Origin of the sequence: Vibrio sp. OPT24, from assembly GCF_015163545.1 — a bacterium.
In the GTDB taxonomy this organism is placed as follows: Bacteria; Pseudomonadota; Gammaproteobacteria; order Enterobacterales; family Vibrionaceae; genus Vibrio; species Vibrio cyclitrophicus.
Genome location: NZ_JADDYI010000045.1, coordinates 1 through 373, shown reverse-complemented (window position 1 = coordinate 373; position 373 = coordinate 1). Strand labels below are relative to the sequence as shown.

Sequence of the window (373 nt, the reverse complement as noted above, 5' to 3'; positions counted from 1 at the left end):
AGGCACTGGCTTTTGATGCCAGCATTCCCTGGTTCGAATCCAGGTAGCCCAGCCACTATTTAAACTCTTTGTTTTTACTTCAGTAAGCATTTACTGAATTAAGTAACCAAGAGCACAACGTTACATCGAATCACCAATGTCGATATAACTATAAAGATTTGCTGCGGTCGTGGCGGAATTGGTAGACGCACCAGATTTAGGTTCTGGCGCCGAGAGGTGTGAGAGTTCAAGTCTCTCCGACCGCACCATTATTTAGATATCTTAAATGATATCATTGTTGGGCTATCGCCAAGCGGTAAGGCACTGGCTTTTGATGCCAGCATTCCCTGGTTCGAATCCAGGTAGCCCAGCCATTACAACGTTACTTAGACAA

General features: G+C 45.0%; 2 tRNA genes. Both read left to right on the top strand.

The features are described 5' to 3' along the window. Positions 1–163: 163 nt before the first annotated feature. Positions 164–248: transfer RNA gene (locus tag IQO02_RS09660), tRNA-Leu, on the top strand. A 30-nt stretch (positions 249–278) separates the two neighbouring features. Beyond that, positions 279–353 (top strand) — tRNA-Gln (locus tag IQO02_RS09655). Positions 354–373 lie beyond the last annotated feature (20 nt).